Source organism: Branchiibius hedensis, from assembly GCF_900108585.1.
In the GTDB taxonomy this organism is placed as follows: Bacteria; Actinomycetota; Actinomycetes; order Actinomycetales; family Dermatophilaceae; genus Branchiibius; species Branchiibius hedensis.
Genome location: NZ_UESZ01000001.1, coordinates 632,861 through 657,741, shown reverse-complemented (window position 1 = coordinate 657,741; position 24,881 = coordinate 632,861). Strand labels below are relative to the sequence as shown.

Annotated in this window: 26 protein-coding genes and 3 tRNA genes; 14 read left to right on the top strand and 15 right to left on the bottom strand. The window is 66.6% G+C overall.

The features are described from left to right. Genes DR843_RS03330 through DR843_RS03320 form a run of 3 tightly spaced genes read left to right on the top strand, consistent with a single transcriptional unit; the run spans position 1 to position 3,923 of the window. Entirely contained in the window at positions 1 to 1,665 is a 1,665-nt protein-coding gene (locus tag DR843_RS03330; RefSeq protein ID WP_109684097.1) for an AMP-binding protein, read from the top strand. Next, on the top strand, positions 1,658 to 2,683 hold the full coding sequence (locus DR843_RS03325; protein ID WP_109684096.1) for a phosphotransferase family protein: 1,026 nt from the start codon (positions 1,658 to 1,660) through the stop codon (positions 2,681 to 2,683). Before DR843_RS03330 ends, DR843_RS03325 begins: the two co-directional genes overlap by 8 nt. Before the next feature lie 16 nt (positions 2,684 to 2,699). Continuing rightward, positions 2,700 to 3,923, top strand: a complete 1,224-nt coding sequence (locus tag DR843_RS03320) for an acyl-CoA dehydrogenase family protein (RefSeq protein WP_109684095.1) — start codon at positions 2,700 to 2,702, stop codon at positions 3,921 to 3,923. A gap of 4 nt (positions 3,924 to 3,927) precedes the next feature. Here DR843_RS03320 and DR843_RS03315 read toward each other — a convergent pair whose 3' ends face one another. Then, entirely contained in the window at positions 3,928 to 5,085 is a 1,158-nt protein-coding gene (locus DR843_RS03315) for a PrsW family intramembrane metalloprotease (protein ID WP_170119730.1), read from the bottom strand. Between the two features lie 32 nt (positions 5,086 to 5,117). Here DR843_RS03315 and orn point away from each other — a divergent pair, with 32 nt between their 5' ends. Continuing rightward, positions 5,118 to 5,783, top strand: a complete 666-nt coding sequence (orn, locus tag DR843_RS03310) for an oligoribonuclease (RefSeq protein ID WP_281268780.1) — start codon at positions 5,118 to 5,120, stop codon at positions 5,781 to 5,783. A 32-nt stretch (positions 5,784 to 5,815) separates the two neighbouring features. Further along, positions 5,816 to 5,891 (top strand) — tRNA-His (locus tag DR843_RS03305). 33 nt (positions 5,892 to 5,924) lie between these two features. Here the strand turns inward: DR843_RS03305 and DR843_RS03300 are convergent. The 4 genes from DR843_RS03300 to DR843_RS03285 all read right to left on the bottom strand — a co-directional run bounded on the left by DR843_RS03300 (position 5,925) and on the right by DR843_RS03285 (position 10,712). Beyond that, a complete protein-coding gene (locus tag DR843_RS03300) occupies positions 5,925 to 7,991 on the bottom strand; it encodes a heavy metal translocating P-type ATPase (RefSeq protein WP_109684093.1) in 2,067 nt (688 codons plus the stop codon). Positions 7,992 to 8,024: 33 nt separating this feature from the next. Then, the gene (locus tag DR843_RS03295) at positions 8,025 to 9,074 is read right to left on the bottom strand and encodes a YhjD/YihY/BrkB family envelope integrity protein (RefSeq protein ID WP_109684092.1); all 1,050 of its coding nucleotides are present in this window, start codon (positions 9,072 to 9,074) and stop codon (positions 8,025 to 8,027) included. 94 nt (positions 9,075 to 9,168) lie between these two features. Beyond that, a tRNA-Lys gene (locus tag DR843_RS03290) sits at positions 9,169 to 9,241 on the bottom strand. 58 nt (positions 9,242 to 9,299) lie between these two features. Then, the gene (locus tag DR843_RS03285) at positions 9,300 to 10,712 is read right to left on the bottom strand and encodes a DUF2252 domain-containing protein (RefSeq protein WP_109688373.1); all 1,413 of its coding nucleotides are present in this window, start codon (positions 10,710 to 10,712) and stop codon (positions 9,300 to 9,302) included. A gap of 50 nt (positions 10,713 to 10,762) precedes the next feature. Between DR843_RS03285 and tdh the strand changes: the two genes are divergently transcribed. Together tdh and DR843_RS03275 are read left to right on the top strand one after the other, a co-directional pair. Next, the gene (tdh, locus tag DR843_RS03280; protein ID WP_109684091.1) at positions 10,763 to 11,800 is read left to right on the top strand and encodes an L-threonine 3-dehydrogenase; all 1,038 of its coding nucleotides are present in this window, start codon (positions 10,763 to 10,765) and stop codon (positions 11,798 to 11,800) included. A 10-nt stretch (positions 11,801 to 11,810) separates the two neighbouring features. After that, the gene (locus DR843_RS03275) at positions 11,811 to 13,013 is read left to right on the top strand and encodes a glycine C-acetyltransferase (RefSeq protein ID WP_109684090.1); all 1,203 of its coding nucleotides are present in this window, start codon (positions 11,811 to 11,813) and stop codon (positions 13,011 to 13,013) included. Here DR843_RS03275 and DR843_RS03270 read toward each other — a convergent pair. Further along, positions 13,004 to 13,300, bottom strand: a complete 297-nt coding sequence (locus DR843_RS03270) for a GroES family chaperonin (RefSeq protein ID WP_109688371.1) — start codon at positions 13,298 to 13,300, stop codon at positions 13,004 to 13,006. The two genes, DR843_RS03275 and DR843_RS03270, sit on opposite strands and share 10 nt — an antisense overlap. Before the next feature lie 50 nt (positions 13,301 to 13,350). Further along, positions 13,351 to 13,635, bottom strand: coding sequence for a DUF3618 domain-containing protein (locus tag DR843_RS03265; protein WP_109684089.1), 285 nt, complete (start codon positions 13,633 to 13,635; stop codon positions 13,351 to 13,353). Positions 13,636 to 13,738: 103 nt separating this feature from the next. Here DR843_RS03265 and bcp point away from each other — a divergent pair, with 103 nt between their 5' ends. Both bcp and DR843_RS03255 read left to right on the top strand, forming a co-directional pair. Beyond that, positions 13,739 to 14,203, top strand: coding sequence for a thioredoxin-dependent thiol peroxidase (bcp, locus tag DR843_RS03260; protein ID WP_109684088.1), 465 nt, complete (start codon positions 13,739 to 13,741; stop codon positions 14,201 to 14,203). 34 nt (positions 14,204 to 14,237) lie between these two features. Beyond that, a tRNA-Leu gene (locus DR843_RS03255) sits at positions 14,238 to 14,320 on the top strand. 476 nt (positions 14,321 to 14,796) lie between these two features. Here DR843_RS03255 and DR843_RS03245 read toward each other — a convergent pair. Both DR843_RS03245 and DR843_RS03240 read right to left on the bottom strand, forming a co-directional pair. Next, positions 14,797 to 15,312, bottom strand: a complete 516-nt coding sequence (locus DR843_RS03245) for a HicB family protein (RefSeq protein WP_109684087.1) — start codon at positions 15,310 to 15,312, stop codon at positions 14,797 to 14,799. Continuing rightward, complete coding sequence (locus DR843_RS03240; protein ID WP_109684086.1) at positions 15,309 to 15,536, bottom strand: type II toxin-antitoxin system HicA family toxin; 228 nt, start codon at positions 15,534 to 15,536, stop codon at positions 15,309 to 15,311. Before DR843_RS03240 ends, DR843_RS03245 begins: the two co-directional genes overlap by 4 nt. A gap of 85 nt (positions 15,537 to 15,621) precedes the next feature. Between DR843_RS03240 and DR843_RS03235 the strand changes: the two genes are divergently transcribed. From DR843_RS03235 to DR843_RS03215, 5 genes are all read left to right on the top strand, one after another. Continuing rightward, positions 15,622 to 16,197 carry a hypothetical protein gene (locus DR843_RS03235; protein WP_109684085.1) on the top strand — a complete coding sequence of 192 codons (576 nt, stop codon included), beginning with the start codon at positions 15,622 to 15,624 and terminating at the stop codon, positions 16,195 to 16,197. Then, on the top strand, positions 16,194 to 16,391 hold the full coding sequence (locus DR843_RS03230) for a hypothetical protein (RefSeq protein WP_109684084.1): 198 nt from the start codon (positions 16,194 to 16,196) through the stop codon (positions 16,389 to 16,391). The genes DR843_RS03235 and DR843_RS03230 overlap by 4 nt, the downstream gene beginning before the upstream one ends. Before the next feature lie 328 nt (positions 16,392 to 16,719). Next, a complete protein-coding gene (locus DR843_RS03225) occupies positions 16,720 to 18,279 on the top strand; it encodes a glycosyltransferase family 2 protein (RefSeq protein ID WP_109684083.1) in 1,560 nt (519 codons plus the stop codon). Positions 18,280 to 18,338: 59 nt separating this feature from the next. Then, the gene (locus tag DR843_RS03220) at positions 18,339 to 18,704 is read left to right on the top strand and encodes a helix-turn-helix domain-containing protein (protein WP_109684082.1); all 366 of its coding nucleotides are present in this window, start codon (positions 18,339 to 18,341) and stop codon (positions 18,702 to 18,704) included. A 23-nt stretch (positions 18,705 to 18,727) separates the two neighbouring features. Next, positions 18,728 to 19,444, top strand: coding sequence for a hypothetical protein (locus DR843_RS03215; protein ID WP_109684081.1), 717 nt, complete (start codon positions 18,728 to 18,730; stop codon positions 19,442 to 19,444). Between the two features lie 48 nt (positions 19,445 to 19,492). On the opposite strand, the gene DR843_RS03210 is transcribed toward DR843_RS03215, so the two are convergent. Genes DR843_RS03210 through DR843_RS03185 form a run of 6 tightly spaced genes read right to left on the bottom strand, consistent with a single transcriptional unit; the run spans position 19,493 to position 24,855 of the window. Further along, the gene (locus tag DR843_RS03210) at positions 19,493 to 21,064 is read right to left on the bottom strand and encodes a molybdopterin-dependent oxidoreductase (RefSeq protein WP_109684080.1); all 1,572 of its coding nucleotides are present in this window, start codon (positions 21,062 to 21,064) and stop codon (positions 19,493 to 19,495) included. Then, on the bottom strand, positions 21,061 to 21,669 hold the full coding sequence (rdgB, locus tag DR843_RS03205) for an RdgB/HAM1 family non-canonical purine NTP pyrophosphatase (RefSeq protein ID WP_109684079.1): 609 nt from the start codon (positions 21,667 to 21,669) through the stop codon (positions 21,061 to 21,063). The genes DR843_RS03210 and rdgB overlap by 4 nt, the downstream gene beginning before the upstream one ends. Further along, the gene (rph, locus tag DR843_RS03200; RefSeq protein ID WP_109684078.1) at positions 21,666 to 22,421 is read right to left on the bottom strand and encodes a ribonuclease PH; all 756 of its coding nucleotides are present in this window, start codon (positions 22,419 to 22,421) and stop codon (positions 21,666 to 21,668) included. The genes rdgB and rph overlap by 4 nt, the downstream gene beginning before the upstream one ends. Before the next feature lie 28 nt (positions 22,422 to 22,449). Then, positions 22,450 to 23,238, bottom strand: coding sequence for an MBL fold metallo-hydrolase (locus DR843_RS03195; protein ID WP_109684077.1), 789 nt, complete (start codon positions 23,236 to 23,238; stop codon positions 22,450 to 22,452). Further along, positions 23,238 to 24,059 carry a glutamate racemase gene (gene murI, locus DR843_RS03190; RefSeq protein ID WP_109688369.1) on the bottom strand — a complete coding sequence of 274 codons (822 nt, stop codon included), beginning with the start codon at positions 24,057 to 24,059 and terminating at the stop codon, positions 23,238 to 23,240. Before murI ends, DR843_RS03195 begins: the two co-directional genes overlap by 1 nt. A 22-nt stretch (positions 24,060 to 24,081) precedes the next feature. After that, positions 24,082 to 24,855: a fumarylacetoacetate hydrolase family protein gene (locus DR843_RS03185; protein WP_109684076.1), complete on the bottom strand. Its 774-nt coding sequence runs from the start codon at positions 24,853 to 24,855 to the stop codon at positions 24,082 to 24,084. Positions 24,856 to 24,881: the final 26 nt, after the last annotated feature.

Below are 24,881 nucleotides of genomic sequence, written 5' to 3'. Positions count from 1 at the left end.
ATGACCAGTTACGCCGATCGTCCCTGGCTGGCCCGCTACGAAGCGGGCCAGCCGGGGGACATCACCCCCGATTACGCCACCGGCCTGGACATCTTCCGGGCCGCCGTGGCGGCCCAGCCGCAGATGGACGCCATCCGCTACTTCGACCAGTCCATCTCGTTCACCGAACTCGACGCTGCCAGTACGTCGTTCGCGGCCGCGCTGCTCGAGCATGACCTCCAGCGTGGCGACCGGGTCGGCCTGTACCTACAGAACGACCCGGCCTTCCTCATCGCGCTGATCGGGACCTGGAAGGCCGGCTGCGCCGCAGTCGCCATCAACCCGATGAACAAACAACGGGAACTGTCCTACCTGCTGGGCGACTCCGGAGCCGTCGCCCTGGTGTGCCTGGACGACCTGTACGACCAGGTGGCCAAGGAGGTGATCAGCGCACCGGACAGCGCGGTGCGTCTGGTGGTCACCTGCTCCGCACTGGATCACCAGAGCCGGAGTGACGAGCGGGTTCTGGGCGGCACGGTCAAACACACGCCGGAAGGCACCCTCGACCTGGACACACTGGTCGCGCAGTTCGCCGACCGCAGCGTCGCCGATCCCGGGCTCACCCCCGACGACCTGGCGGTGCTGACCTACACCTCAGGCACCACCGGCCAGCCCAAGGGCGCGATCAACACGCATGCGAATCTGGCCTTCAACGCCCAGACCTACCGTGACTGGATCCACCTGAAGGCTGGTGACCCCGTCATCGCCATCGCCCCGTTGTTCCACATCACGGGCCTGGTCGCCGGTGTCATGACCGCCTTGCTGTTGCCTGCTCCCCTGGTGCTGTTCCATCGCTTCGAGCCGGGGGTTGCGCTGGATGCGATCCGGGAGCATCAGCCGGTCTTCACGGTGGCTGCCATCACCGCCTTCCTGGCGTTGTCCAACGCGCCGGGCGCCACACCCGAGGACTTCGCCTCCTTGCGGACGCTGTACTCCGGGGGTGCCCCGATCGCGCCGGCAATGGCCGACCGGCTGGAGAAAATCTTCGGTGCCTACATCCACAACGTCTACGGGTTGACCGAGACGACCTCACCCTCGCACGCGGTCCCGCTAGGAGTTCGAGCACCGGTGGACCCGGTGTCCGGCGCCCTGTCCGTCGGCGTACCCGTCTACAACACGGTGGTGCGGGTCATCGACGACGAGGGCAACGACGTACCGCCGGGTGAGGTCGGCGAGTTCGCGACCAGCGGCCCACAGGTCGTCGCTGGCTACTGGCAGAAGCCGGAAGCCACGGCGTCCTCGCTGCCGAACGGTGAATTGCGCACGGGTGACGTGGGTTTCATGAACGAGGACGGCTGGTACTTCGTCGTCGACCGCAAGAAGGACATGATCAACGCCTCGGGTTACAAGGTGTGGCCACGCGAGGTCGAGGACGTGCTCTACACCCACCCGGCGGTCCGCGAGGCGGCCGTGGTGGGGGTGCCGGACGAGTACCGCGGCGAGACCGTGCGTGCGTTCGTCTCCCTTACCGACGGGCAGACGGTCACGCCGGAGGAACTCGTGCAGTTCGCCAAGGAGCAGATGGCGGCCTACAAGTACCCCCGCGAGGTGCGCATCCTGGAGGAACTCCCGAAGACCGTGACCGGCAAGATCCTGCGACGGGAGTTGCGCGACACCAATGGTTGACCAACTTGTTGATGTCGACACGCTGGGTCCGGCGCTGGTCACTGCCACCGGTGACGAGCGTTGGGCCCAGCCGTCGCCCTCGCTGATCTCCGGCGGCAAGTCGAATCTGACCTACCTGTTGACCAGCCCGGCGGGTGAGCTCGTCTTCCGTCGGCCGCCATCGGGAAATGTGCTGGCGACCGCGCACGACATGGGCCGTGAGGTCCGGGTGCAGCGGGCACTGGCCGACACGCCGATCCCGGTGCCGACGATCGTGCTCGACGACGCGGGCGACCTGCTCGGCTACCCGTTCTATGTGATGAATCGCGTTGCGGGACAAGTGATCCGCGACCAGTTGCCGGACGGTTACGCTTCGACCGAGGCCGAGCGGCACCGGATGGGGATCGCGCTGGTCGACACGCTTGCGGCGTTGCATGCGGTGGACTACCAAGCGGTGGGTCTGGACAAGCACGGGCGACCGGACGGCTACATGCAGCGTCAGTTGGCGCGGTGGGGCAAGCAGTGGGAGGCCACCCGCTCCAGCGCTGACCACCCCGTCGAGGAACTACGCGCCCGGCTGGCCGAATCCCTTCCCCCGCAGAGCGATACGACGATCGTGCATGGCGACTTCCGCCTGGACAACTGCGTGATGGACGCGGGCGATCCGGGTCGGGTGGCTGCGGTGCTGGACTGGGAGATGTCCACCATCGGCGACCCGCTGAGCGACCTTGGCTTGCTGCTCTTCTACTGGGTCGAGCCGGGCGAGGGCCAGTCGGATCTGACCCCCACCGTGGTCGACCTGCCCGGCTTCCCCACTCGCGCCGAACTACGCGAGCGGTACGCCGAGGTGAGCGGCCGCGACATCAGTCACCTGCCGTTCTACGAGGCGTTCGCCCACTTCAAATCGGCCGCGATCGCGCAAGGGATCGACGTCCGGGTCAAAGCCGGCGTGATGGGTGGCCAGGACTTCGGGGATCTCTCCGAGACGGTGCTCATGGTCGCCGAACGCGGCCTGGACCGTTTGCGCAACAGCCAATGAAACACTAGGAGTAGCAATGGATTTCGCGTTATCCCCGAAGGCACAGGAACTGTGCGATTCGATGTGGGAGTTCATGCGCGAGGACGTCATCCCGGCCGAGCCGGTCTACGACCAGTACCGGGTCGAGCACGGCCCGCACGCCCACCCGCCGGTCGTGGAGGAGTTGAAGAAGAAGGCCCGGGAACGTGGTTTGTGGAACCTCTTCCTGCCCAGCGTGTCTGGTATCACCAACCTCGAATACGCCTCAATCGCAGAGATTTCCGGCTGGTCGCCGGTCATCGCACCCGAGGCCATCAACTGCCAGGCACCGGACACCGGCAACATGGAGGTGCTGGAGCTCTTCGGCACCGATGAGCAGAAGAAGCAGTGGCTGGAGCCGTTGCTCGACGGCACGATCCGCTCGGCCTTCGCGATGACCGAGCCCGACGTCGCCAGCTCGGATGCCACCAACATCGAGACGTCGATCGTGCGCGATGGCGACGAGTACGTCATCAACGGCCGCAAGTGGTGGATCTCCGGTGCCGCGGACGAACGCTGCCAGATCTTCATCACGATGGGCAAGACCGACCCGAGTGCTGCAGCACATCGTCAGCAGTCGATGGTGCTGGTCCCCCGTGACGCTCCGGGCCTGAAGATCGTGCGGCATCTGCCCGTTTTCGGATTCCAGGATCAGCACGGGCATTCGCTGATGGAGTTCAACGACGTCCGCGTCCCGGTCAGCAACATCATCGCCGGCGAGGGCGAGGGCTTCGCCATCGCCCAGGCGCGCCTCGGCCCGGGCCGGATCCACCACGCCATGCGCGCCATCGGAATGGCCGAGCGGGCCCTTGCGCTGATGGTGGAGCGCGCCAAGAACCGGGTCGCGTTCGGCAAGCCGCTGATCGAGCAGGGCGTCGTGCGCGAGCACATCGCCAACTCGCGGATCGAGATCGACTCCGCTCGTCTGCTGGTCTACAAATGCGCGTGGCTGATCGACCAGGGCGGCGCCCGCAACGCCCGCAGTGAGGTCGCCCAGATCAAGGTCGCCGCACCCGCCGTCGCCAAGGCCGTCACCGACCGGGCCATCGAGATCTTCGGCGGCGCCGGCGTCAGCGACGTGACACCGCTGGCCTACTTCTACTCGTGGGCCCGTGTTTTGCAGATCGCCGACGGCCCGGACGCTGTGCACCGCGAGACGATCGCCCGCCAGGAGATCCGCAAGGAGAGCCCTATCCCCGCCGCCACGAGCGTCGTCCAGTGACGGCTCAGGCGACCAGATCCGGCCAGCGGTAGAGCGCCGTACCCAGGAACTGCTGGCGGCGCTGGGTGACCAGGTCCAGCAGGGCGCGCTCCTCACGGACCGTCCGAGTATCGGCGGCACCGCGCTCGATCCGAGCGCGGTGCATCGCCAGTTCGCTTGCGGCGTCCTGGAATTCGCGCATCTCCCGCTCCGCACCGTGTGACTTGGCCCACGCACGGGCGTACTGCCGCTCACGCACCGAGCTGAGCATGCGCACCTCCGGGGTGGACAGCCAGCCCTGATCGACGTACGGCGTGAGGTTGACCCGGATGGCATGGCCCTCTGAGTGCCGCGCGGCGATCAGAATCCCGATGAAGCCGGCGAAGAGCGGCACCTGCAGGAAGATGTAGAACGCCAGCCAGCCGCTCTCGGCCAGGACGGCTCCGGCGTTCCAGAGCGCATGCAGTCCGATGGCGCACAGCCAGCCGAGCAGCGGGGCGAAGATCCGCGGTCCCCAGCTACGCGCGGTCGCGGCGATACCGATGCCGACACCGGTGCAGATGGTGAACATCGGATGCACGAACGGGCTCATGGTCACCCGCACGAAGAAGGTGTGGAAGAGTCCGGCGTCGCCCTGCTCGGCGTACCCGTTGGACAGGTAGATGACGTCCTCGATCATCGCAAACCCGGCCGCGGACAGGCCCGCATAGACGATGCCGTCGACGATGCCATCCAACTCGCGGCGGGCCACCAACCAGATCAGCAACACCGGAAGGCCTTTGAGAGTCTCCTCGACCACCGGCGCGACGAAGACCGCAACGACACTGTTGTTGTCACTCGTGGCCCCCAGCAGGTACCCGCCGGCGTCGTTGAGGAAGGCCGCTCCCAGGGTCGCGACGCAGGCACCCCAGCCGAAGGCGAACAGCAGCAAGTGGGTCGGCTCCCGCTCGAGACGGTCGACCCACAGGAAGGCCGGCACCACGATACCGACCACGACCGCCGACAGCAGAATGCCCAAACCGGTTGCCGTAGCGCCTGATTGGGCGTTGATCAGCGACAGGATGGTGACGCCGCAGGCACCGATGAGGATCGCGACGACCGACCACAGCAGGATCCGGCGCACGAGCGTGTTGCGGCGCACCGATGCGGGCACGGGCAGGACGTTCGAGAGGTGATGATCCACGGCCGCCACCTTAGGGGCCCTATCGTGGAGATGTGCCCAATGACCGCGCTGCGACCGACCGGATCGTCTGGATCGACTGCGAGATGACCGGCCTGGACCTGGTGGCGGATGCGTTGATCGAGATCGCCGTCCAGGTCACCGACTTCTATCTGGAGCCGGTCGGCCCGGGTATCGACATCGTCATCCGACCCTCGGCGGACGCGCTGGCGCAGATGGGCGAGTTCGTGCGCGCCATGCACACCGATAGCGGCCTGCTGGATGAGCTCGACGAGGGTGTCGCCCTCGCCGAGGCCGAGGAGCAGGTCATGGAGCATCTGCGGCAGTACGCGCCCGAGCCGGGCAAATGGCCGTTGGCCGGCAACACCATCGGCACCGATCGCGCCTTCCTCGCCCGTGACATGCCACAGGTGATCCGGCAGCTGCACTACCGCGTGATCGACGTCTCCTCGATCAAGGAACTGTCGCGCCGATGGTACCCGCGCAGTTACTTCGCGGCTCCGGCCAAACACGGTGGGCACCGCGCTCTTGCAGACATCACCGAATCGATCGCCGAGCTGCGCTACTACCGCGAGGCCGTCTTCGTGGCGCCGCCCGGCCCCGACACCAACCAGGCGCGCGCGCTGGCCCAGCAGTTCGGCGTACCGGCTGCCACAGAGCGGGACGGTGGTCAGAAGCACTCCGGCGGGCAGGTACGATAGTCCGCGCTGCCTGGTTCACGACCAGGCACATGGTGGGTGTAGCTCAGCTGGTAGAGCGTCGCGTTGTGGTCGCGGATGTCGCGGGTTCGAGCCCCGTCACTCACCCCACCGGCGCCGCCCTCGGCAGAGGGCGGCGCTTCGTCATCTGACGGCCAACCGGGCCGGATCCAGATCTGTCCGGCGTAGCAGTTGGGCGTTCAGCGCGACGATCACCGTCGAGGCCGACATCAGGATCGCCCCGACGCTCATCGGCAGGACGAAACCGATCGGTGCCAGGACTCCGGCGGCCAGCGGCACCGCGATCAGGTTGTATCCCGCCGCCCACCAGAGGTTCTGCTGCATCTTGCGGTACGTCGCGTGCGACAGTTCGATGACCGACAGCACCGAGCGCGGATCGGACGAGGCGAGGATCACCCCCGCGGACGCGATCGCGACATCGGTCCCGGCACCGATCGCGATACCGACGTCGGCCTGCGCCAGCGCGGGCGCGTCGTTGACCCCGTCACCGACCATCGCAACCCTGCGACCCTCCTGCTGCAACTCGGCAACCCGGTGGGCCTTGTCCTGCGGACGCACCTGCGCGTAGACCCGGTCGACACCCAACGCATCACCGACCGAGTTGGCGACGGCAGCCGCATCACCGGTGATCATGACGACCTCGATTCCCCTGGCGTGCAGAGCATCCACCGCTTGGCGAGACTCGGGTCGGATCTCATCGGCCAGCCGCAGCGCGGCGATGACACCACCGTCGACCAGCACGTGCAGAACGATTGCTCCGTCGGCCTGCCACTGCTGCACGATCGGCAGCTCGCTCGCGCCACGCGCGTCCAACAGTGCCGGTCCACCGACTTCGACGACCCGCTCCCCCACCTGCGCGCGGACCCCGGTCGCCGGCTGCGAGCGGAAGTCGGTGGCGTGCGGGATCGACAGCTGTCGACTGTGGGCGGCACGCACAATCGCCGTGGCCAGCGGATGCTCGCTGTCGGTCTCTGCTGCCGCCGCGAGCGCCACGGCATCGTCGGCCGACCAGCCCGCGATCGGTTCGACTGCTGTGACCGCCGGCTCGCCGCGGGTCAGTGTGCCGGTCTTGTCGAAGAGCACCGTGTCGACCGTCCGCATGGTCTCCAATGCGAGGCGGTCTTTGATCAAAACCCCTGCGCGGGCGGCACGTTCGGTAGCGATCGAGACCACGAGCGGGATCGCAAGGCCCAGCGCGTGCGGGCAGGCGATGACCAGCACCGTGATCGTGCGCACGACCGCCTCATCCGGGTGACCGAGCAGCGTCCACACCACCGCTGTGATGACCCCGGCTCCCACGGCGTACCAGAACAACCAGCCCGCGGCCCGGTCCGCGAGCCGCTGGGCACGCGAGGAGGATGCCTGCGCGTCGGCGACCAGTTGCTGGATGCCGGCCAGCGCGGTGTCGCTTCCGGTGGCGGTGACGCGCACCCGAAGTCCCGAGTCGGTTGCCACGGTCCCGGCCACGACCCGGTCACCTGCCGATCGACGTACGGCGGCCGACTCTCCCGTCACCATCGACTCGTCCACGTGGGCCGAGCCATCGACGACTTCACCATCGGCGGGTATCGACGCGCCGGGTCGCACGACCACGACGTCGCCGACCCGCAGGTCGGCGGGCGGGACGGTGACGATGCGGTCGCCGTCCACCTTCTCGGCTTCATCGGGCAGCAACGCGGCCAGGGAGTCCAGCGCGGAACTGGTCTGCGCCAGGGAACGCATCTCGATCCAGTGTCCCAGCAGCATGATCACGACCAGGAGCGCCAGCTCCCACCAGAAGTCGAGCTCATGGTTGAGCAGATGCAGCGTCGAGCCCCAGGACGAGACCAGTGCCATCGTCAGGGCGAGCGCGATGAGCAGCATCATGCCCGGTTTGCGAGAGCGGATCTCCTCCAGCGCACCGGTCAGGAAGGGTCTGCCACCCCAGAAATACATCACCGTGCCCAGCACGGGTGACACCCAGCGAACCCACCCGGCGTCGGGCAACGAGTAACCGAGCAGATCGGCAAACATGTTGCTGCACAAGACCGTTGGGACGGCCAGCAGCAGCATGATCCAGAAGAGTCGGCGGAACATCGCCACGTGATCGCCATGTCCACCGTGACCGGCGTGGCCCATGTGATCCATCTGGTTCATCGACGCCATGTCGTCGGCGTGGTGACCGGCGTGCGAGTGCTCGTCCGTGTCCATGCCGTTCACCCTATACCCCCTAGGGGTATTCGATCAGGTGTCGTCCTGACTGATCGACGAGGCCTCGGCCCGCGCCTCGTCACGGATCCGCGCCGCCTCGGCATCGAGCTTCGACTGCTTTTCCTCAGCCTTCTTCAGTTGCTTGTCGGAACGCAGCGTCACCGGCAACTCCGACTCCGCCGCGACCCCGGCCCGCAACTGCCGGTCCCGTGCGATCTCGGCATCGATCTCCGCGCCGAGCAGCAGGCCAACGTTCATCAGCCACAGCCACAACAGGAAGATGATCGACGTCGCGAATGCGCCGTACGTCTTGTAGTAGCTCGCGCCCGCGGTCAGGGCCAGGTAGATGAGCAGTGCGCCAGTGGCGATCAGGCAGATCAACAGCGCGCAACCGGCGCCCCAGGAGATGACCCGCCGCGCAGGCTGCACGACGTTGGGCGTACCCCAGTACAGCAGGCCGATCACCACGATGATCAGGATCAGCACGACCGGCCACTTGGCGATGTTCCACACGGTCACCGTCGCCTCGGAGATCCCGAGTTCCTCCCCGATCGATCGCGCGATGCTGCCCGAGGTGACCAACGCGACCACGATCAGCAACAGCATGACGGTGATCGCGATCGTGATGAGCAACATCACCGGGCGCAGCACCCAGACTGGGCGGCCTTCCTGCACACCCCACACCCGGTTCATCGACCGGGAGAACGCGTTGACGTACCCACTGGCTGACCACAGGGCCAGCACGATGCCGATGATCAGCGCGATCCCCGCGCCGCCGGTGGTGTTGATGTTGTTCAGGAAGGACCGCACGCCATCCAGCGACGGATCGTTGCTGGACTTTCCGGCCACTCCGGCGACGATGTTGATCAGCGAGTTCACCGTCGACTCGCGATTGGCGAACAAGCCGATCAACGACAGCAGCGCGATCAGGGCGGGGAAGATCGCGAGCACGGCGTAGTAGGTCAGTCCGGCCGCGACATCGGTGCCGGCGTCCTTGGTGAATTTCGCGAACGCCCGCTTGGCGGTCGCCAGGATCGACGTGGAGGAGGGACCGACGTACGTCGTCGGCGATTCTGAACTCATCGCAACTCTCCGCTCGCTGGGGCTTGGGCCCACCCTAGAGTGGGCGACCACCCGAACGGCCGGGTCGGCAGGCCGTCCCGAGGCAAAGAAAAAGTGCGCCGTCAGGGACTCGAACCCCGAACCCGCTGATTAAGAGTCAGCTGCTCTGCCAATTGAGCTAACGGCGCAACGTCTGAGGACTCTAGCAAAGCAAACCCCCAGACCCGAAATCGGCGGGCCCGCGGGTCAGACTCCGGTCTGCGCCCGCACCCGACCGCTGCTCACGGCCTCCTCCAACGCGTGGTAGTCGCTGTCGTTCAGGTCGGCGTACGCCGTCGCAAAGTCGGTGATCGCGTGATCAAAGGCCTCACTCTTGCCGAGGTAACCGGCGATCGCGAAGCGGTCCCCGGTGCGCGCGTGGGCACGGGCCAGCGTCCACGCGCACGCCTTGGCGTAGATGCCCAGACCCGTAGGCGTCATCTCGTCGATCGGCAGCGAACCCTTCCAATCCCGCAACTGCCGCAGGTAGTAGTCGACGCTCGTCTCGTTCCCGAGGATGGCCGGCATCCGCTTCCAACCCAGGAACGGGTCACCGGCGACCTGCATGAGCCGCTGACCGAGCACCACCCGCTCGCCATGCTCGTCCTGCGTCGCCGGCCCGAGGACCGTCTCCAGCACCGAGGACTGAGCCTGCTTGACCTGCAACAGGAACGCATCGTCGCGGGCGGCACCTTCCATCAGGACGATCCACGCTCGGGTGCCGACGCTGCCGACCCCGACCACCTTGTGCGCCGCGTCGATGGCATGGAATTGGCCCAGCACCTGGCGCCGCTCGGGCGTCAGCGTCGCCAGGTAGGACTTCAGTTGACTGTTGATCTGCTCGAGAACCGCCTGCGGGTCAGCCACCTCGGGCAGTTCCGAAATGGGTACGACGAGCGGCGGGTCGTGCACGATGCGCACCTCGCCGTCCTGCTCGGTCGTGAACTTCCGCAACGCCTGGGTGCGGTCACGCCCTCGCGCCTTGTTGGCCTGTTCCGTGGCGGTGCGGCGCGCCCGCTTGGTCTTCAGTCCGTCGCCGGACGCAAGTATCTCGTCGACGTCGAGGCGGGCGTACCAGACGTTCAGGGTGCTGTCCTTGGCGAACGCCCGCATCGTCTCGCGGTAGTTCTTCACGCATGCGCGGACGATCTCGGCACGGCGCTTGTCGCTCACCCCGTTGTCGCGACCGGCGAGTTCGACACTGGCCGCCAGTCGCTTGACGTCCCACTCGAACGGACCGGGCAACGTCTCGTCGAAATCGTTGAGGTCGAAAACGAGTCGCCGCTCGGTCGAGGCGAACAGCCCGAAGTTGGAGACGTGGGCGTCGCCGCACAGTTGCGCGGTCAGCTCCGTTCGACGTACGGCGCCCAGGTCGGTGGCCATGATGAGCGCCGCCCCGCGGTAGAACGTGAACGGCGACACCAGCATCCGCCCGTATCGGATCGGCACCAGTGAGGGCACCCGCTCCGTGGCTTGTTGTTCGAGCAGGTCGACCGGATCGGCCCGTTCTGCGGGCGCAGGCACCGCGGCGTGCGATTCCAGCGGAACCTCCCGTCGGTAGCTCTTGCCGTAGGCGGTGCGCTCGGTGCGCTGGTCTGCTTGCGTCTCCGAAGCGGTCATGGCAACACTCAACCACTCGTTGTCGATCCGCATCAGGCAGACTGAGCCGTGTGCGGGCGTTGGTGAAGTCGACATCGGGACCGGGGCTGGAGCTACAAGAGGTTGCCGAGCCGGTGCCTGGCCCCGACGACGTCAAGGTCCGGGTCCTGCGGGCCGGTCTGTGTGGCACTGATCTGCATCTGGAGCAGTGGGACGACTGGGCCGCTGCGACCGTGCATCCACCGCTGATCATCGGCCACGAGTTCAGTGGCGAAGTCGTCGAGGTGGGCGCCAACGTGAGCAATGTCGCTGTGGGGCAACGTGTTTCGGGCGAGGGGCACGTGATCTGCGGCGAATGCCGCAACTGTCGGGCGGGGCGGCGACAGTTGTGCATCCGCACCAGCAGCCTCGGGGTCAATCGCAACGGGGCCTTCGCGGACTACGTGGTGCTCCCGGCGACGAACATCTGGGTGCAGCCGGACGATCTGGACCTGTCGGTGTGCGCCGTCTTCGATCCGCTGGGCAACGCCACTCACACGACGCTGGCCTTCCCGATGCCGGGCGAGGACGTCCTGATCACTGGAGCAGGGCCCATCGGTGTCATGTCGGCTGCGATCGCCCAACACATCGGTGCGCGGTACGTCGTGGTGACCGACGTCAGCGACTACCGGCTGGAGCTGGCCCGCCGGGCCGGCGCCGACGCTGTGCTCAACGTGTCCACCCGCCGGGTGGCCGACATCCAACGCGAACTCGGGATGCGCGAGGGCTTCGACATCGGCCTGGAGATGTCCGGCAACCCCAGTGCGGTGCGGGAGATGATCGCCAACATGAACCACGGCGGCCGCATCGCCATGCTCGGCCTACCCAGCGGCGAGTACGCGATCGACTGGGGCCCGGTCATCACCCGCATGCTGACCATCCGCGGCATCTACGGCCGCGAGATGTACGACACCTGGTACGCGATGAGCGCCCTGCTGCAGTCCTCCAGCACGCTGCTGGACGCCGTACGTTCGGTCATCACCCACACCTTCCCCGCGCAGGACTGGCAGGCGGCGTTCGACACCGCCCGCTCTGGTCGGTGCGGCAAGGTGCTCATGGACTGGTCCTGAAGGAGGAGCCATGTACCTGATCAAGGATGAACTCGCCGCCACCCTGCGCGAGATCGACGACGCCGGTCTCACCAAGCACGAGCGCGAGTTGTCCACACCTCAATCCGCCCACATTGCAACGCGATCCGGGCCGGCCTTGAACTTCTGCGCGAACAACTATCTCGGCCTGGCCGACCACCCCGACGTCGTCGCATCGGCCCGCGCCGCGCTGGACCAGTGGGGCTTCGGAATGGCCAGTGTGCGGTTCATCTGCGGCACCCAGGAACAGCATCGCGACCTCGAGCGCGCGATCGCGGCGCTGGTCGGCACGCAGGACGCCATCCTCTTCTCGTCCTGCTTCGATGCGAACGGCGGTGTCTTCGAGGTCCTCTTCGGTGCCGGCGACGCGATCATCTCCGATGAGTTGAACCACGCCTCGCTGATCGACGGCATCCGGCTGAGCAAAGCGGCGCGCTACCGCTACAAGAACGCCGACATGGCCGACCTCCGCGCCCAACTGGTGGCCGCGAAAGAGGCTGGCGCGCACCGCACGGTCGTCGTCACCGACGGGGTCTTCTCGATGGACGGCTACTACGCACCGCTGGGCGAGATCTGCGACCTGGCCGATGAGTTCGGCGCCATGGTCCTGGTCGACGACTCGCACGCCGTGGGCTTCGTCGGCGAGAACGGACGGGGCACGCCGGAACTCTTCGACGTCATCGACCGCGTCGACATCGTCACCGGCACGCTCGGCAAGGCGCTGGGTGGAGCTTCCGGCGGGTACGTCGCGGCGCACCAGGAGATCGTCGACCTCCTGCGGCAGCGGGCCAGGCCCTACCTGTTCTCCAACGCGGTGGCACCCAGCGTGGTCGCCGGATCGCTGACCGCGCTGCTGACCGCGACGCGGGCTCCCCAGCAGCGCGCGAAGCTGGCGAACAACACTCAGCTGTTCCGCGAGTTGATGACGGAGGCGGGGTTCGACCTACTGCCTGGCAGCCACCCGATCACGCCGGTGATGTTCCCCGGCCCGGACGGCGCGCGGCAGGCGGCGCAGATTGCCGACGCGATGCTCGCGCACGGTGTCTACGTGATCGCGTTCTCGTATCCCGTTGTGCCGCAGGGCAAAGCGCGGATCCGGGTGCAGTTGTCGGCGGCACACTCCGAGGAAGACATCCGCACCTGCGTCGCAGCCTTTGTCGCTGCGCGTGACGAAGTGCTCGGCACTCAGAGGTAGAGGCCGGTCGGGTCGGAACCCTCCGGCTCGCTGGCCACGGCATGCAGATCGCGCTCGCGCAGCAGCAAGTAGGTGCGCGAGCCCATCTCCACCTCGGCGCGATCCTCGGGATCGAACAGCACCCGGTCACCGAGCGCGACCTGTCGGACATGGCTGCCGATCGCCACGACACTGCCCCACGCTAGGCGCTTGCCGACACTCGCGGTGGCCGGGATCAGGATGCCGCCACCGGAGGTGCGCTCCCCCGGTTCGTTCTCGGTGCTGATCAGCAGCCGGTCGTGCAGCATCCGGATCGGCAGGCCGGTGCTGGCTCCAGCCGACACGACAGGGGCCGCGATCAGCGGAAGATGCGGCGCAGGACGCCGAGCGCCAACACGCCGGCGGAGACGCCACCGACGATCTTGCCGACCTTCTCCAGGTCGAGGCTGCCACTGTCATCACTCACGGTGGCGAAGGCGCGCGCCTTGGCCGCGTCCGTCGTACTGGCCAGGAGCGCCTTGGGCTGCAGGCGGTTGGTGAGCTGATCGACGTTGCCCGCCAACCGAGCACGCGACGCGGCGATCTCCGCCTCGAGGTCGGCCTGGGTCGGCGCGCTGCGGCGCGGGGCTGCCTTGCTGGCCATCAGTTCTCCTTTGAGGACGGCATCCCGGGGACGGGCCTACCTGCTGTCGGGCTCGCCTGAGACGATAACGCAGGACCTCACCCCTGCATCCGGAAGGACAGCGATGACCCGTCTCGAAGTTGGCGACAAAGCACCCGATTTCCAGTTGTCGGACCAGAACGACGCACCGGTTTCGCTGTCGGACTTCCGTGGTCGCAAGCTGATCGTGTTCTGCTACCCGGCCGCCATGACCCCCGGCTGCACCAAGGAGGCCTGCGACTTCCGTGACTCGATCGCTCCGCTGCAGGCCGCCGGATACGCCGTGGTGGGCCTGTCGCCCGACCCGGTGGCCAAGCTGGCGAAATTCGCCGAGAAGGAGTCGCTGACCTATCCCCTGCTGTCCGACACCGACAAAGCGGTGCTGACCGCCTACGGCGCGTACGGCGAGAAGAAGCTGTACGGCAAGGTCGTCACCGGGGTCATCCGCTCGACCTTCGTGATCGATGAGCACGGCACGGTCGAGATCGCGCGGTACAACGTCAAGGCCACCGGCCACGTCGCGTCGTTGCGCAAGCTGCTCGAGGTCTGATGCACGCCTCGCGGCCCTTAGGATGGGCCGCGACGCGGAAGTGGTGGAATTGGCAGACACGCTGGTTTTAGGTACCAGTGCTCCGGCGTGCGGGTTCGAGTCCCGCCTTCCGCACCAAGCCCCTACGACACCCTGGGAAGTCACCCACAACCAACCCGACGTTACGGGAATCCACTACGGCAGGAACCACCCCATGTTCTTCGCCGCTCCTATGCGGGTTGCAGCTGTCGGTGGAGGGTCTCGTAGTGGGCTGCTCGAACTCCACGGGGGTCATCATGCGGCCTCACCCAACGCCTGGGCCAGCTCCGTGACCTCCGCTTCGACTTGCTCCTCCCGCGAGGACGGGCCGGTCTTACCCGCCGCCAAAGCCGTCTTGCCCGCTTCGAGGAACTCTGTTCCACCGTCCGATCGACTGCTCGGACACCTTCTCCCGCCGTACCGCCTCGGCCACCAATACCTCGCCAGCGAACACGCTTAACACGATCCGGGTCTTCCTCTCCGCCGAGATCGCAGGTGGTCTACCCATGGTCGACGACGGGCCACCGGCGGCCCTGGAATCGTGACCGGGCCCGAGTGGGCGATCCGGTGTCGTGTCAGACCTTGTCCTGCGCCCTGGAAGCAGCCGACGGGGTCACCCTGCCCGCCTGCACCCGGATCGCCCTGGGCGCGGCACGCTTCGGGACCTTGCCGGCCCTGGCGCTCTTGCGGGGTGTTCGGGTAGTGGTCGCTGTTGCCTGGGTGATCTGCGAAACGCGACCGGGTGTGATTCCGACGATCGCGGCAACGTCCCGCACGGAGTATCCGTCACCGACCAACCGGTGCACGACTCCGCTGGTGCGCTCAGCGAGCTCATCCGCTTCCCGTGCGTGTTGGCGGCGGGCTTGGCCAACGGCGGCGGCGGCGGCGAGGTCGGGGAGCGCGTCGTCGAACCGTAGGTCGATGACGACGTCGGCGTCGTCGGGAAGGTCCGCGGCGAGGATCGCGACTTCGTGCAGGTACTCAACTAGCCGGGGCAGCGTCGCCGCGTAGGTGGATGCCCCTTCCAACTCGGGGATGTCTCCGAGCCAGTCGTCGCCTTCGCGGGTGACGTTGGCGGTGTAGGTGGTCATAGCAACCAGCCCTTTCCGAACGCGGGTTCCATCTGTTTCTGTATTGAGCGGAGCGTCCCTGGCGGGATGTCTTTGCCCTTGTGTATCTGCACCGTGGTGAACGCACTACGGCTCGTGCCGTCGTCGTCGACGTACGAGGCTTTGAATCGGCGGTGGGAGCCGACCTGCCGCGTCTCGATGCCGCCGAGGGCTTCGATCCTGGCGATCACTTCCTGGTACCTCATACCATATAGTTTAGCCGTTAAACAGTCTAGCGTCAAGTCGCTAAACACATTTTAACCAGGGGCAATGCGTCTAGCCCCGACGCCCATGACAGCACCAGCAGCACCACCACGACCGCTATTAAGCCGATCTGGAAATGGTGGTGGGCATGGCTCCTCGCGTTCATCGTCGTCGCCGGCGGAATCGGCGCCGCACGCGACGACGGCAAGGAAACATCCACCCCAGCGCCTGCGACCATCAGCGCCTGCGACCATCAGCGCCAGCAGCCCCGCGACCACGACCAGCGCCCCCACGGCAACCAACACCCCGAGCGCCACCGCTACCAGCACACTGGCACCGACTACCACCAGCAGCGCCACGAGCTCGAGCTCGAACCCGACGTCCACCACCACGAGCACGGCACCCAAGGAGGACTACGCCACCAGCTTCAAACTCAACTTCGGCGAAACCTCCTGGGGGCAAACCGTCACCGACATCAGCATCCGCAACGGCGTCGCATTCATCACTGCCCAAATCTCCCCCGACGACAAGGCCACCGCTGAACAGATCCTGCGCGGCGGGGTGAACCTGGCCACCAACTCCTACCCCGACATCAACTTCGTCGATGTCCTGGACGGCACCGGGGTTCACATGGTTCAGAAGATGGTGAAGCACACCACATGAGCACCACCGAAGCCGACGTGCGCGCCGTCGCCGCCACGTTCCACCACGCCCGCGCCCACCACACCGAACGCAAAGAACACCTGGCGGCCACGGTCCGCAACGCCTACGCCGACGGCGCGACCGAAGTGGACCTCGCCGCGTGGGCCGGGGTGGACCGGATGACGATCCGCCGCTGGCTCGGCAAGAAGAAGTGACCCGCCGCACCCGCGCAATATCAACGCCCACGCACGCAAGGCATAAACCCCGGAATAACGCCACAAACCGCGCCACAACAAGCCTCACCAAACCCACCCGTGCGGGTTCGAGTCCCGCCTTCCGCACCAAGATCTCCTTGGTCGAACCCGCGCGACGCGGTCGAAAAGAGTGGGGCAGATCACACGTCGATAATCCCCATTCCCGGGCTAGCCGTGCTCAGCCACCGTAGCGTTTTGGGCGCTGCAGTGCTTCGACGAGGCGGCACTGGACGTAGCGAGCTGGGTTCTACGAATCCCTCGCCTTGACCCCACTTCGAGGCCAACGCCCATGACTGCTGTCGAATCCGTCGCTCCCCCCACCCTCTCGACCGCCAGGCCGCAGACCCGCGACCGCGGACCCAAGAGCACCGTTCTCTACGGACTCATCATCGCCCTCGCCATGGTCCTGACCGCTGCCATGCTCTGGACCTGCGCACCCGTCATCGCCGCACAGTTCCACCACGGCGTGCTGTTCGGCCTTCTCACCTGCGCGGTCCTGCTCTTCATCGCCTACTTCTGGCTCAACGGGAGCAAGGACCTGATCTACCCGATCGCGTATCACGCGTACCTCAAGGATCGGTTGTTCAACCCGCCGCCGTCGCGCCAGCTGAACCTGCCGCGAGTCATGCTGCTGTACTGCACGTGCAACGACTTCAACGCCGACAGCCTCGCCAGGTCGATCGACCAGGACTACCTCAATTTCGGCGTGGCCATCCTGGATGACAGCAACGATCCGACGTTCCAACGCCAGATCGATGACTTCGCAGCCACCTACCGAGGCGACCAACAGATCCGCGTGGTGCGACGCGCGGATCGCGCCGGCTTCAAGGCCGGCAACCTGAACAACTTCCTTGCTGCGCAGGCTGATTGGGACTATTTCGTCATCCTCGACAGCGACGAGATCATCCCGCGTAACTTCATCAACCGAGCCCTCGACTACTTTGTCGCTGCTCCGGGCGCGGGCATCGTCCAGGCGAACCACGTGGCCACACGCAATCGAAACAAGTTCATGGCGTTGTTCGCCCACGGTGTCGATAGTCACTGGCCGGTCTATCAGAGCATCAAGCGCCGGTTCGGCTTCATGTCGCTGCTGGGCCACGGCGCCATGGTCAGCCGGGAGTGCTACGAGGCAGCTGGCGGCTTCCCGCACGTCGTCGCCGAGGACATCTGCTTCTCGATCGCAGCCCGCGATGCCGGCTTCTATACCGAGTTCGCCCAGGACATCGTCTGCGAGGAGGAGTTCCCGCCGGACTATCTCGCGTTCAAGAAGCGGCACGGCAAGTGGACCGAGGGCAACATGGAGTTCATCAAGAACTACACGCGCATCATCCTGCGGTCCAACATGCGCTGGTTCGAGAAACTCGACATCGTCCTGTTCACCTATGCCCTCCCCCTGACCTCGGTCTTCTCCGTCTACATCCTGATCAACGTGGTGTTCCTGCCGGTGAGCGACAGTTCCATCCGGTTCCCGGTGTGGATGCTGGTGCCGACCGTGCTGTTCCTGCTCGCTCCGCTGATGAACGACGTCATCTGGCACTGGCCGCACATGCGCAAACGACGCCTGGCGAAGTATCTGGGCATGAGCACCCTGCTGTTCGGGTCGATGTACCTGATCAGCTTGAAAGCGTCGATCAAATCCATGGTCGGCGGCTCGTTCTTCACCGTGACCCCCAAGGTGGGTGAGCGGGTGGGTCCGGTTGAATTGGTCCGACACTCCAGTGGCTTCTGGGCATTCGCCTTCACCATCGCCGCCATCAGCTGGCTCACCACCGGCAGTGTCCTGCCGGTCACCCTGTTGATGATCCCCGCACTCGCAGCGCCCTACCTCATCCGGTACCACCAGGGCTGATCCGACGCCTGCGCTTGCTTCAGTTTGCATTTGCTAACTAGAGCAAGCATAATGAAGTCATGGCCCCCAACCCGCTGCAGCTACCAGGGACTCTCGGTGAGTTCCTGAAAGAGCAGCGCCAGTCCGCTCAGATGTCGCTGCGGCAACTGTCCGAGCTGGCGGGCGTCTCCAATCCCTATCTGTCGCAGATAGAACGCGGGGTCAAGAAGCCGAGTGCCGAAATCCTGCAACAGATCGCCAAAGCCCTCCAGGTTTCGGCGGAGACCCTTTATGTGCACGCCGGGATCCTCGACGAGGAGCGATCCATCACGACCGCGCACGAGATGGACGTACGAGCTGCGATCGCCGCCGACCCGGCGCTGACCGCCAAACAGCGCAAGACCTTGATTGATGTGTACGAGTCGTTCCTCGACGACTCCGTCTGACAAACCACCCAAAGGAGAACACCATGCCCGTTCTGGACACCCTGAAGATTTCCGTTGACCCCAGCCCGCTGTACGCCGTTGTCGGTGCCGGTGACCTGGCCGCCGCCAAGGTCCGCGAGGTCGCTGACGACCTGACCGCCCGCGCTGACAAGGCCCGTGCCGACCTCGCGCCGGCCAAGCTGCAGACCAAGGTCGAAGAGTTTGCCGACCAGGCCAGCGACCTGCCGGTCAAGCTGCTCGGTTTCGTCAAGGCCCTGCCGGCAGGTGTTGCCGACCAGGCCGCGACCGTCACCGGTGCTGTGGCCGAGGGCTACGAGGACCTCACCGCCCGCGGCGAGAAGCTGATCGAGCGTGTGCGCACCCAGCGTGCGACCCAGGAGCTCATCGACCAGGCCGGCACCACGCTGTCGCAGGCCAAGGGCGCGGTGACCACCGCCAAGACCGCCGCAGAGCAGATCGAGCGCTCCGCGAAGGCCACGGTGACCACCGGTCGCCACCAGGCCGAGAAGCTGGTCGACGTCGTTCGCTCCGTGAACGAGGAGGAGGCTGAGGTCATCAAGGCCGAGGCCGAGACCGCGGTCAAGAAGACCCGCACCGCTGCCAAGCGCACCGCGACCACGACCAAGCGCGCCACGAAGCGGACCGCGACCGCCACCAAGGGCGCGACCACCAGTGCTCGCAAGACCGCGGCCAGCGCTCGCAAGGCCGCTGCCGCGACCGCCGAGAAGGTCGGCGACTGACCCTCATCGCGCGAGAACGCCCTGCCACCCGACGGTGGCAGGGCGTTTTCACGTCACCGTGACGTTGATCGTGTGCCAGCCGGTCGCACCGTCCGGCGCCGGTGCGACCAGGGCACTGGTCTGCACTGCGCCGGTGTGATCGATCGCCCGGACCGCAATCGAGTGCGAACCCGCTGGGGCCTGCCATTCGTACACCCACTGCCGCCACGCATCCACGGTCACGTCGGCACCCAGCCTGGCGTCCTCCCACGGCCCTTCGTCGATGCGCACCTGAACGCCGTTGATGCCGACGTGCTGGCGCCAGGCGATCCCGGCGACCGCGACCTTGCCAGCGGAAACCGTTGCCCCATCAGCGGGTACGTCGATCCGCGAGCCCGTCTTGACCGGACCCTTTGCCGACCAACCGCGAGGCGTCCAGTAACCCTGGTCATCGGCGTACGTCGTCACCTTCAGTTCCGTGACCCACTTCGTGGCGCTCACGTAGCCGTACAACCCGGGCACCACCAGTCGCACCGGGAAGCCGTGTTCGACCGGCAACGGCTCACCGTTCATCCCGAGCGCGAGCAGCGCGTTGCGCGAGTCAGTCAGCGCCGTCAGCGGCGTGCCCGCGGTCCAGCCGTCGGCGCTGGTGGACAGCACCATGTCGGCGCCCGCCTTGGGTCCCGCGAGCTCGAGCAACTCGCGCACCGGCCAACCGGTCCACACCGCGTTCCCTGTCAGGTCACCACCGACCTCGTTGGAGACGCACATCAACGTCACGACCGCTTCCTGCAACGGTTTGGCGATCAATTCCGCCCAGCTGAGCGTGACCTCCCGCTCCACCATCCCGGTCACCTTCAGCGACCAGGTCGCCGGGTCGATCTCGGGTGGGCTGAGGGCCGTGTCGATCCGGTAGAACTGATCCGCAGGTACGACGAACGGCACCACCCCGGCGACCCGCACCGAGGCGTCGCTCGGGATCCGCACCTTTGACGCCGGTGTCGGCACGCGGAAGGCCGACCGCGCGGCAGCCACGGCACGAGTGGTCCCACTGACCGCTTGCCCGGCCAGAGCCGCGATCCCCGCCCCCACCAGCGACAAGGCACTGAGTTGCAACACCGCTCGTCGGTCCGGTGCCGCCCACTGCGCCGCCGGTTGCAACCGCGAGCGGCCTGCGTTCAGCAGCGCCAGCCCGAGCCCACCGCCCAGCACCGTCGGCACGGCATCGGTCGCGGAGGCGCCCGGTCGGGTCAGGACCGCCGCCAGCGCAATCGCCAGGAGCAGCACGAAGGCGAGGTAGGCCACCGTCGCCCGCCGGGCCAGCAGGATTCCGATTGCGGCGGCGAGCGCCGTGAGCACGACCGCCATGCCCGTCAGCAGCGCCGCTTTGTCCCCGGTGCCGAACACGTTGACCGCGAACGTCTTCAACCACGCCGGCGTGTGGTCGATGAACGTCTCACCCACTGCGAGCACCGGCGAACCAGTCCCGCCGATCCAACCGAAGCGGATCATGACCCCGGCGACGAGTTCGGCGACGCCGAGGGTGAGCGCGCCTGACGCCACGCCGACCAACGCCCAACCCAGCCAGCCGCGGTCGCGGCGGGTCTGCGCGCTGGGTTGTGGGTCGGCGTGGGTGGTCATGACAGCAGTGTCACCAGATCGGGCAGCACCGCGCGGAAGGCGTTGCCTCGATGGGAGATGGCGTTCTTCTCCGCATCGGTGACCTGCGCCAACGTCCGACCGTCGGGCAGTTCGAAGATCGGGTCATAGCCGAACCCGTTGGTGCCCCGCTGATCGCGGGTCAGGTGCCCGCGCACCTCACCGAAGTGCACCCGTTGCGTGCCGTCGGGAAGCGCCAGCACCACACAGCTGACGAATCGTGCGGTGAGTTGCTCGATGGGTACGTCGATCGTCTGTGCGAGCAGCAGGTCGATGTTGGCCTGGTCGGCACCGTGCGTGCCGGACCACAACGCCGAGAACACCCCCGGGCAGTCGCCGAGAATGTCGACACACAATCCCGAATCATCAGCAATGGCAGGTAGATTCGTCGCCCTGGCGACAGCGTGAGCCTTCAGCGACGCGTTCTGTTCGAAGGTCACGCCGCTCTCGACGGTCTCCTCCACCTGCGGGAAGTCCTCCCCCACGCTGAGGATCTCCAGATCGGCCAACTGCGGCACCTGGGACACCAGTTGCCGTAGCTCGCGCACCTTGCCGACGTTGCGCGTGGCGAGTACCAGCTGGGTCATACCCGGCGCGCTCGCGCCTCGCCGGCAAGCGCCTCCTGCTGCAATGCGGTCAGGGTCTTGATCCCGCCGGCGGCCAGATCGAGGAGGGCATTGAGCTCGTCCCGGTCGAACGGGGCACCCTCGGCGGTGCCCTGCACCTCCACGAAACCACCCGAACCGGTCATCACCACGTTCATGTCGGTCTCGGCGGTGGAGTCCTCGGGGTAGTCCAGGTCCAGGACCGGGACTCCGCCCACGATGCCGACGCTGATGGCCGCGACGGAGTCCGTCAGCGGGTTCGCGTTCTTGGCGATCAGGCCACGGGAACGGGCGTCCGCCACGGCGTCGGCCAGCGCGACGTACGCACCGGTGATGGACGCCGTACGCGTCCCGCCATCAGCCTGCAGGACGTCGCAGTCGACCACGATGGTGTTCTCGCCCAATGCGCTGGTGTCGATGATGGCGCGCAGGCTGCGCCCGATGAGTCGGGAGATCTCGTGCGTGCGGCCACCCACTTTGCCCTTGCGGGACTCACGGTCGCTGCGGGTGTTGGTCGATCGCGGCAGCATCTCGTACTCGCTGGTCACCCAGCCGGTGCCCTGCCCCTTCAGCCACCGCGGCACGCCTTCGGTGAAGCTGGCGGCGACCAGCACCCGGGTGCGGCCGAACTCGATCAGGGCGCTGCCTTCGGCGTGGTCCAGCCAGTTGCGGGTGATGCGGATGTCGCGCAGCTGATCAGCAGCGCGACCGTCATGTCGTGGGGTAACCGTCATGGCTCCCAGCGTAGGTCGGCCGGATCGCTCAGATTTCGTAGGTCTGACCCGCGCGGGCGAGTTCGACGTCACCGGGCCACACCTCGGTGGCCTCGGCGACGCACTCGGCGGGGTCGTTCCACACCGGAATGTGCGTCAGCATCAGCCGTTTCACGTCACCAGCGCGTACGGCGGCCGTCGCCGCCCGCCGCCCCGACAAGTGGATCCCGGAGATGGCGTCGCGCTCTTCCTGGTAGGCCGAATCGGTGAGCGCGAGGTCGGCACCGGTCAACAGCTCATCGAGCACCGGGGTGTCGTCGGTGTCCCCGGTGTAGACCAGCACCGTGTCGTCGGCTTCGACGCGCACGCCGTACGCCTCCACCGGGTGGTTCACCCGGAACGGCGTGACACGGAAGGGTCCGACGGTGAACGGCTCCTTGTGCGTGAGCACCCGGAAATCGAACTCCGGATCCATCCCGTGCGGGTCCTTGGATTCCGACAGGGTGACCGCGTTGGCTCGCACCAGGCGCGCTGCGGTGTCCTGGGGACCGTAGACCGGCAACCGGCGCGTGTCCTCCGGCGCGCGGGACGGGTGGTACTTCTGCACGACGAACAGGCCGGTCACGTCCATGCAGTGGTCCGGATGCAGATGTGAGAGAACGAGCGCGTCGATGTCGTGCAGGTCGATCAGCGCCTGCAACGGTCCGAGCGCACCGTTTCCGAGGTCGAGCACGAGGTTCCACGTGCGGCCCTTGTGCTGGGCCTGCACCAGGTAACAGGAAGCGGGTGAGTCGGGTCCGGCGAACGAGCCGGCACAGCCCACGACAGTCAGGCGCATCAGGAAACAACCACCTGGTGGAAGGCGCCCCGGTAGACCTCGTCGGGAGCGCCACCGAAGCCCAGGAACCGTGTGGACAACCGGCGGAACACCTCCGGGTCGCCCGTGGTGGTGAACGAATGACTCGGCGCCGGAAGAGCATCGGGTCGCAACATGTGGGCGTCGGCCAGCACTCGGTACAACTCCTTGGCTGTTTCGTCGGCAGATGAGACCAACGTGACACCGTCCCCCATCACATAAGAGATCACGCCGGTGAGCAGAGGGTAATGCGTACAGCCCAGGATCAGGGTGTCGATGCCCGATTCCCGCAACGGCTCCAGATAGGTGTGGGCATGCTCCAAGAGGTCCGGACCGCTGGTGACACCGGCCTCCACGAACTCCACGAATCGCGGGCAGGGCCGCGATTGCACGTCCAGGTGTGGGGCCGCCGCGAACGCATCCAGGTAGGCGCCCGACTGGTGGGTTCCCGTGGTGGAAATCACACCGATCGAGCCGTTGCGGGTGGCCCGGACGGCTCGGCGTACGGCGGGCCGGATCACCTCGACGACCGGTACGTCATAGCGCTCGCGGGCATCGTGCAACATCGCCGCCGATGCGGTGTTGCAGGCGATCACCAGGGCTTTGACGCCGTGGTCGACCAATCGGTCGAGACAGCCAAGGGCCAACTCCCGGGTCTGCGCGATCGGTCGAGGACCGTACGGCGCGTGAGCGGTGTCGCCGAGGTAGACGATCGACTCGTGCGGCATCTGGTCAAGGACACCGCGCGCGACGGTCAACCCGCCGTACCCGCTGTCGAAAATGCCGATGGGTGCAGTTGCCAGCTCCTGCTCCTGCTCCATCGGCTCAGTCGTGCTGGACAAACGGGTTGCCCAGGGTGCCGATGCCCTCGATCTCGACCTCCACCCGCTGGCCGGGCTGAACCGGGCCGATTCCGGACGGGGTACCGGTGAGGATCACATCGCCCGGCAGCAGCGTGAACGCCTTGGACGCGTACGAGATCAGGGCGGGGATGTCGTGGATCATGTCGGCGGTGGTGCCGTCCTGGACCACCGCACCGTCCAGACGGGTGACCAAGCGCAGATCGCTGGCGTCGAGGTCGGTCTCGATCCACGGCCCGAGTGGGCAGAACGTGTCGAACCCCTTGGCGCGGGACCATTGACCGTCGGACTTCTGCAGATCGCGCGCGGTGACGTCGTTGCTGCAGGTGTAGCCGTAGATGACCTTCGCGGCCTCGTCGGGCTCGATGTCCTTGCACAGCCGGCCGATCACCACGGCGAGCTCGCCCTCGTAGTCGACCCGTTCGCTGGCCGGGGGCATGACGACCGGGTCATCCGGGCCGATCACGGCGGTGTTCGGGATCAGGAACATCAGCGGTTGGGCCGGTGCCTCACCGCCCATCTCCCGGGCGTGCTCGGCGTAGTTCTTACCGATCCCGATCACTTTGGAGCGCGGGATGACCGGTGCCAGCAGCCGAACCTCGTCAACGGTCGTGGTGACCCCGGTGAGTTCGATCTTGGTGTAGAGCGGGTCACCGCTGATCTGGGCGATCTTCTGCCCTGCACCATCGACCAAGCCGTACGTCGGGTCGCCGCCATCGGTGTACCGCGCAATTCGCATATCAGCAGGGTACGAGGCCCCGACCC